Raw genomic sequence first — 7,265 nt, 5'->3', positions numbered from 1 at the left:
TAGGTTTTTAATATGATCTGTGAAGGCAAGACCACCGAAGACAAGGAAGGAAAGTGGACAAGGAAGATTTTATCCGGACAATGGTCTTTTAAGGGGCTATTTTTCTTACTAAGAATACAGACTTTGTACTGTTTTTCTCCGGTGGTCACCTTGTCCACCTTGTCCACCTTGTCTTGTCCTTTTAAGGGGAGGGGACTGGATTTGATTGTTTTTTGTGTGTTCGGTGTGTTCGGTGTGTTCGGTGTGTTCCCTAAGCTGTTAGTATTAATGTTTAGTTTTAGCTTGGGCTTTTAAGTGAGCAAATACTGACTTGTCGCCAATGTCTGGGGGGATGGCTTGGAAGACTTTACGCAGTGCAAATATTATTAACAAAATTGCCCACGCTGCTAATAAGACTCGTTCCCAGGCTGGGGGTAAAATTCCGACTAAATGACCTAGTAATAATACTGGGACAATGGCAGTTAATGCTTTGGTTTCCAGGCGGTTAAAACAAAAGGCTTCTTTAAAAAAAATACCTGTTAAGGCGACGAAGGTAAAACCTATACCAAATAATGTCAGGGGTTGGGTGTAAACTGTGATGGGTAAGGGTTGACTAGTAGATAGGGCTAAGACTAGGGCTGATATACTGCCGATCGCCCAGACTATTTGTAAGAGTCGGTGCAGTGCTACCATGTAGATGTGAATGGTTAATAAGCTGACACCTAGAGCTAAACTAAAACAGAGGTATAAGGGCGTGAGGGCGGCTATGGTTTGGGGTGTGTTGTAAAATAAGACTAAGGCGCTACCGATCGCAAAGGTTAGGGCTGCTACCATTAACCCAGTACGGTAAATAATCACGCTAGTGCGATCGCTTTGGTTAATAGTAAATTCCCCAAACTGACCTTGATAAACCGGTGCTGAGAGTGTTTCTGTAGTCATGGTTAAATAGGCTTTGACAAAAATGCTATCCCATGGGGAGGCGGTTAAGCTGCGCCAAATTCTTTCCCAACGGTTTGGTTAAAAGAGCGCACTATAGAAATGATTGTATCAGCGTCATCGGGGGAAAAACTCCCACGCGCGTCTAGCCGTGGGAGTGTCAACCTATTTTTTTCATCTACCTAAAAACAAAACTTCTAACTGATCTTGGCAGTTAACTTGTAGTTGTAGGGAAGCATTGCCGGTGTTAATGGCAATTTCTACCCAGCCATGACTACCAACTAAAGCCGCAGGTTCCCCCACATTGACATCACTATAAGTCACACATCCGGGTATAGTCAAGCCAGAAACTTGCACAGACCAATTTTTACCTAAGACGTATTCCCCAGGAATATTACTAATTAAGTTGCCAAAAGTATCAATATATTGAATGTAACCCCTAACTCCGGTGTTGGTTTCCTGACATTGCCCAAGATCCAACTTGACCAGAGAGGCGGTATCAATTTCTGCGCCTAGCTGTTTTAAATCAACCCCCGCAGCCAGATGAGCGCCCACAGGTGCAAAGATATCTCTACCGTGGAAGGTGTGGCTGGGTTGGGGTGTGCGCCAATATTGAGAGTTAGTCAGTTCTACGGCGCGAGTTGCCGGACTTTGAGACAACACACCACTAAAGATACCATTATCTGGCCCTACTAGCAAGCCTTGGGGAAATTCTAGGGCGATCGCTCGGCGTTGACTGCCCACTCCGGGGTCTACCACGGCGACATATACTGTACCTACTGGGAAATAGGGGTAAGCATTCATCAGACAAAAACGCGCCGCGGCGATATTTTGCGGCGGTATTTGGTGTGTCAAATCAACTACCTTAATATGGGGATTGATTTGGGCGATCGCACCTTTCATGACACTTACATAAACATCGCGATCGCCAAAATCGGTGAGCAGTGCCAGAATAGATAATTGATTGGTATGTGTTTGAGACATGAAACCAAGGGAGCAGGGCGCTAAAATCAAGCCACTACCATCATATCAACCATCATCAAGTCTTTCTTTTCCGGGAGGGCTGATTATTTTTCTTCACATCTAACTCTTCCCGGCGCAGTTGTTCTTGAGCCTCAACGGTATCTGCTTCTACCACCTTTTTAACTTTCACTTCTTCACGTAAAACAGCTTCCTTGCGTATTTCTGGAGTTTCTTCGTAAATATCCACCCGTGCAACTTCACCTTCACGGAAATCAACTTCACCGGGGGCCGCTATGCGTCCCGCATCTGTGGGGGTAGTGCGTTCAATCACTACCCGTTCTCTTTCCACCGGTACAGAAACTGTGGCTCTATCAGTTTCCACGTGCTTACCAACTGCAACCTCTCCGGTTTTCATCCGGGATTTATCAGCAACTAACCTTTCTTCATAAAGTTTGAGGTTTTGGTGATTTTGCTGAGTAATATTGTATAGTTCTGGCTCGTGTTCGTAAGTATAAGTATCACGCCTGGGGGCTGTAGTCTCAGCATAAGCTGACGGGGTATCTAAAGGTGCTGTAGCCTCGACAGGTGTGGAAGTTTCTAAAGGTGTTTCTGCAAAGGGAGGGCGATAAACTCCCCGTACCCGCTCTTCATAATCGTAATCAACCCGTTCGAGTTCGTCAAACTCCGGTAGGCTTTCTACTTGCTCCTTAGTGAGTCCTGTAGCATAGACCCGTCGGTCACCATAGCTAATGCGAGAGCGCCCAATTGGTAATAACACCTGTTTACCAAAAACCCAAAAACCTGTATCAACAACGAGATAACGAAAATGTCCTGTATCATCCACTAAAATATTTTTGACTGTGCCGACTCTTTCGTTATTGACATCTGAGTAGACATCAAAATCTCGGATTTCATAATTATCAAATTCAGTATTTGTATACCCAGTACTCAAGTCTTGAAGTTTATAAAGAACCATATTACTGTTTACCTAAATCTCTACTTACAATCCTAAGATAAGTGAGATGAGATTATGTCTTGCTGGCGGGTGAGTTTGAGGAAGTTGTAATTTACTACTTCTAGTAGATTGACTGGTTAAGAAAATACTCAAATATAGTTCTGAGGTAAGAGCCTATACACCAGTTGGTAATATTTACCTTAGCCATAAGATGCTGCCTAATTTGAGATATAATTCTTTGAATCGATAGATAGATAACTATAGTAAATATCTGAAATATTATGAGTATAGATATAAATTTAAAGCTAATTAATTTGATTTAAATTAACGGAGGTATGTTTAAATGTCTAGTGCATTTAGTACATCTTTAGTCGCCCTAGGGCTAGCAGTAAGTTTAACATCTCCAGTTTTAGCACAGAATACTTTTCGTGATGTTCCTGGGGACTATTGGGCGCAACCATTCATTGAACGTTTAGCCCAAAGAAATATTGTTGTCGGATATCCAGATGGGACATTCCGACCGGAACAAGCTGTACAACGTGATGAGTTTGCGGCGATGCTTCGTCAAGCATTTGACCAAGAAGCAGTGCGGGAGATTGAAGATGGGAGTGTTTTCGCCGATGTCCCTCCGGGATATTGGGCTTCTCCAGCTATTGAGGAAGCCTATCAGCAGGGATTTATGAGCGCTTATCCGGGTGGTTTCTTTGCTCCCAATCAGCCAGTTTCCAGACTAGATGCTCTAGTCACCCTCACTAGAGGCTTGAATTTAACACCGGAAACTCGGCGGGTTGCGAGAAGACCGAGATACTTACCCCTGGCGATGACTTCTTTAATGCAGCCTTTAGTAGTAGCAACTGCGCCTAGTACACCTGTGGCTGCACTGGCGCGGGATTATTATACAGATGCCGGACAAATTCCCGATTATGCTATTAATGATGTAGGCATAGCTACACAGCGAAATATGGTGGTTAATTATCCCAATCCTAGGGTACTTAATCCTAATCAGGCTCTGAGGCGTTCTACTGCTGCGGCTTTTATCCACCAAGCTCTAGTAGATCAGGGGAGAATGGAACCTCTACCTAGTGATGTGGCGGCTTATAATTATATTGTGCGTCCAGAGGTTACCCAGGCTGCTCGGTAGTTGCTGGGTGGGTGTAGGGACGATTGATTAACCGTCCCTAGGTTCGGATGTGGTTAGGGTTTTGGTTTGTAGGTAGAAGCAACGTGTAATTCTTTGAGTTGCTTGACATCTACGCCAGAAGGTGCATCTGTGAGCAAACAACGGGCTTGTTGTGTTTTGGGGAAAGCGATGACATCCCGAATGGATTCCTCACCCGCTAGTAACATAACTAAACGGTCTAAACCATAGGCAATTCCACCATGGGGGGGTGTGCCATATTCAAAGGCTTCGAGGAGAAAGCCAAATTTATCATGGGCTTCTTCGGTAGATAAACCAATGGCTGCAAATACTTGCTGTTGAATGTCCCCTTGGTAAATTCGCAGACTACCGCCGCCAATTTCTAAGCCGTTTAATACTAGGTCGTAGGCTTGGGCCCGGGCGGTTTTTAGGTCACTCACATCTTCGGGATGGGGTGCTGTAAAGGGGTGATGTAGTGCTTCTAGGCGTTTTTCGTCGGCGTTCCACTCGAACATGGGGAAGTCTGTAATCCAGAGTAAGTTAATTTTTTCGGGATTGATTAATTTAAATTCCTTGGCGACGACTTGGCGTAATCTGTCTAGGGTTTTATTAACTGTGGCGGTGTCACCAGCACCAAATAATAACAGATGTCCGGCTTTTGCACCGGTACGCTGCAAGATTTCCTGTTTTTGCTCTGGGGTGAGGTTGTCTTTAATAGCGCCTATGGTGTCGATTTCGCCATGTTCGCGGACGCGGATAAAAGCTAAACCTTTGGCTCCCGCTTCGGTAGCTTCTTTGAATAGGTCACCGCCTGGTTTGATGCGGACGTTAGAAATGACATCATTACCTTGGGGTATGGGCAGTATTTTAACAGTACCACCATGGGCGATCGCATCTCGAAAGACTTTAAAACCGGAGTCTTGGAGGATATCGGAGACATTGACTAATTCCAAGCCATAGCGGGTATCTGGTTTATCAGTACCATAGCGTTCCATGGCTTGGGCGTAGGTGAGACGGGGGAATGGTAGGTTTAGCTCTATGCCTTTAACTGTTTTAAAGATATGAGCCACTAATTTTTCATTGAGGGCGATAATTTCCTCTTGAGACATGAAACTCATTTCCATGTCTAACTGAGTAAATTCTGGTTGTCTGTCGGCGCGCAGGTCTTCATCACGGAAGCAACGGGCAATCTGATAATATCTATCCATGCCCGATACCATGAGGATTTGTTTAAATAGCTGGGGTGATTGGGGTAAGGCAAACCACTCCCCGGGGTTAGAGCGACTGGGTAAGATGTAATCCCTCGCACCTTCGGGGGTGGAACGGGTGAGTACGGGGGTTTCTATTTCTATGAACCCTTCCAGGTCTTCTAGGTAGCGACGCATGGCTTTAACGACTTGATGACGCAATTGCATATTGTGCGCCATGCGCTCCCGTCGTAAATCTAAGTAACGATACCTGAGGCGCAGGTCTTCCCGGACATTTTCGCTTTCAACGGTGGAAACTTGAAATGGTAACTGTTTACGAACGCTGTTAAGTAGTGTAATTTTATCTGCGTAGATTTCTACTTCGCCGCTGGGGAGGCGGGGATTTAAGGATTCCTCCGGGCGTTGTGTGACTCTCCCGGTAATTTCTACAACGTATTCATTGCGCAGGGTGTTGGCCTGTTGGTAGGAATCTGGGGTGCGTTGGGGGTCGCTGACGATTTGCACAATCCCGGAGCGATCGCGCAAATCTAAGAAGATCACGCCCCCATGATCGCGGCGACGGTCTACCCATCCATACAAGGTAACAGTTTCTCCAATATGTTTTTTTCGGAGTTCGCCGCAATAGTGAGTTCGCATAGGTGTTAGTTTGATTCTGTCGGGCTAGATGGGTTAGTAAATGTCAAGGCTTTCCCATTATCTAGCATCAATAGTAATTGTAGTTGTTACAGGTTCAGAAAAAATTTTTTTGTGGCTTTTACTTTACATTCTGCCAAATCAGTTCTAAACGTTCTTGGGCTACTTGCAAAGCTTTTGCTGGGGGTTGACCGAGCAAGCTGGACTCAATGGCTCTACCTAAGCTCTCGGATAAACGACTATATCCGGCAATAATCGGCCTAGCGCCTGCTGTGTGCATTTGGTCAACAAAGACTTTTAACCAAGGTTTTGTGGCTGCATATTCCTGATAGGCTTGACTTTGAGCGGATTTGAGGTTAACCGGTAAAAACCCTGTGCCAATACTCCATTCGGTTTGGAATTGTTCACTTAAAACATACTCTAAAAACTTCAGGGCTGCGGCTTCTCTTTCGGGTGTAGTTTTCATTACATACATATTGCCCGTCCCGGTGACTGTGGCTTGTGTGAGACTTCCGGGAATAGGAAACACATCATAATCAATGTTAGACTTAGTAATATAAGTCCAAGGTCCGGTAATTTGCATGGCCACACGACCGCTTAAAAAGGCATCCTCTTCATAACCCCGTTCTGGGGGTGAGAGTGTAGCTGAACCGTCTTGTAATAGGTCTTGCCAAAATTGTAAGGCGGCGATCGCCCCTGGGTTTGTCAGGTTGGGCTGATGATTGCTGACTACTTCCCCCCCAGCACTCAATAAAAAGGGAAACCAACTAAATACAGTCCATTCGCCCTTACCCAAGGGTAGTAACATTCCATACTGTTCTGGTCTTTGATCTCCATTCCGGTCTATGGTGAGTTTTTTGGCGACTGCTCTGAGTTCTTCCCAGGTCTTGGGTGTCTGGGTAATTCCTGCGGCTTGGAAAAGTTGGGGACGGTAGAAAATACCTATATTGCTAGTATAAAGAGGAGTTGACCACAGTTGATTGTTTAATGTTAACTCCTCAAATAAATTGGGGTTAACTTCCGACTTACCTGGGAAGGTGGCTAACCAGTCATCTAAGGGTCGAATTGCTCCTAATTCCACTAACTGGCCAGTAATTTGGGGGTAAAAGCTGAGAATATCCGGGGGGACATTCCCCACGACTGCGGCGAGGATTTTCGGTAATTGTTGGTCAAGGTCTCCGGCAAAGATAGATTGTACCTGAATATCAGCATGAGTTTGATTAAATTTATCTACCAGTTTGTTAAACACATCGCGGTTAACCGGTGGATTAATGCCTTGCCAAAGTGTAAGGCGAATTACCCCCTCATCTTGTACTGGTAGAGGTAGACACCCAGATAGAATGATGAGACAAGAGCAAAGAACAATTCCTAAAATTAATAGCCTCCTCGCAGTAGATATACACTGAGAAAAAAAACTGCTGATGGGATATAGTAAACTGTTAGTTGTCATATC

6 protein-coding genes are annotated in these 7,265 nt (G+C 45.0%); 1 reads left to right on the top strand and 5 read right to left on the bottom strand.

The window, feature by feature from the left end; all coding sequences use genetic code 11:
* Positions 1–264: 264 nt before the first annotated feature.
* From PN457_RS10030 to PN457_RS10020, 3 genes are all read right to left on the bottom strand, one after another.
* A complete protein-coding gene (locus PN457_RS10030) occupies positions 265–918 on the bottom strand; it encodes a DUF2301 domain-containing membrane protein (protein WP_271733102.1) in 654 nt (217 codons plus the stop codon).
* A gap of 171 nt (positions 919–1,089) precedes the next feature.
* Entirely contained in the window at positions 1,090–1,899 is an 810-nt protein-coding gene (locus PN457_RS10025) for an SAM hydrolase/SAM-dependent halogenase family protein (RefSeq protein ID WP_271733100.1), read from the bottom strand.
* Positions 1,900–1,954: 55 nt separating this feature from the next.
* Complete coding sequence (locus PN457_RS10020; protein WP_271733097.1) at positions 1,955–2,854, bottom strand: DUF2382 domain-containing protein; 900 nt, start codon at positions 2,852–2,854, stop codon at positions 1,955–1,957.
* Positions 2,855–3,176: 322 nt separating this feature from the next.
* Between PN457_RS10020 and PN457_RS10015 the strand changes: the two genes are divergently transcribed.
* Positions 3,177–3,974: an S-layer homology domain-containing protein gene (locus PN457_RS10015; protein WP_271733095.1), complete on the top strand. Its 798-nt coding sequence runs from the start codon at positions 3,177–3,179 to the stop codon at positions 3,972–3,974.
* A 53-nt stretch (positions 3,975–4,027) separates the two neighbouring features.
* Here PN457_RS10015 and aspS read toward each other — a convergent pair whose 3' ends face one another.
* Together aspS and PN457_RS10005 are read right to left on the bottom strand one after the other, a co-directional pair.
* On the bottom strand, positions 4,028–5,815 hold the full coding sequence (gene aspS, locus PN457_RS10010) for an aspartate--tRNA ligase (protein ID WP_271733093.1): 1,788 nt from the start codon (positions 5,813–5,815) through the stop codon (positions 4,028–4,030).
* 118 nt (positions 5,816–5,933) lie between these two features.
* Entirely contained in the window at positions 5,934–7,262 is a 1,329-nt protein-coding gene (locus tag PN457_RS10005) for an ABC transporter substrate-binding protein (RefSeq protein ID WP_271733091.1), read from the bottom strand.
* Positions 7,263–7,265: the final 3 nt, after the last annotated feature.

The sequence above is a fragment of the Anabaenopsis arnoldii genome (genome assembly GCF_028331025.1).
GTDB lineage: Bacteria > Cyanobacteriota > Cyanobacteriia > Cyanobacteriales > Nostocaceae > Anabaenopsis > Anabaenopsis arnoldii.
Note: the sequence above shows the minus strand (reverse complement) of the source record. Positions and strands in the feature narration are given on the sequence as shown.

Bases quoted from the DNA above. Each gene is read 5' to 3' on its own strand.
- PN457_RS10030 (WP_271733102.1), bottom strand. From the start codon at position 918: ATGACTACAGAAACACTCTCAGCACCGGTTTATCAAGGTCAGTTTGGG.
- PN457_RS10025 (WP_271733100.1), bottom strand. From the start codon at position 1,899: ATGTCTCAAACACATACCAATCAATTATCTATTCTGGCACTGCTCACC.
- PN457_RS10020 (WP_271733097.1), bottom strand. From the start codon at position 2,854: ATGGTTCTTTATAAACTTCAAGACTTGAGTACTGGGTATACAAATACT.
- PN457_RS10015 (WP_271733095.1), top strand. From the start codon at position 3,177: ATGTCTAGTGCATTTAGTACATCTTTAGTCGCCCTAGGGCTAGCAGTA.
- aspS (WP_271733093.1), bottom strand. From the start codon at position 5,815: ATGCGAACTCACTATTGCGGCGAACTCCGAAAAAAACATATTGGAGAA.
- PN457_RS10005 (WP_271733091.1), bottom strand. From the start codon at position 7,262: ATGACAACTAACAGTTTACTATATCCCATCAGCAGTTTTTTTTCTCAG.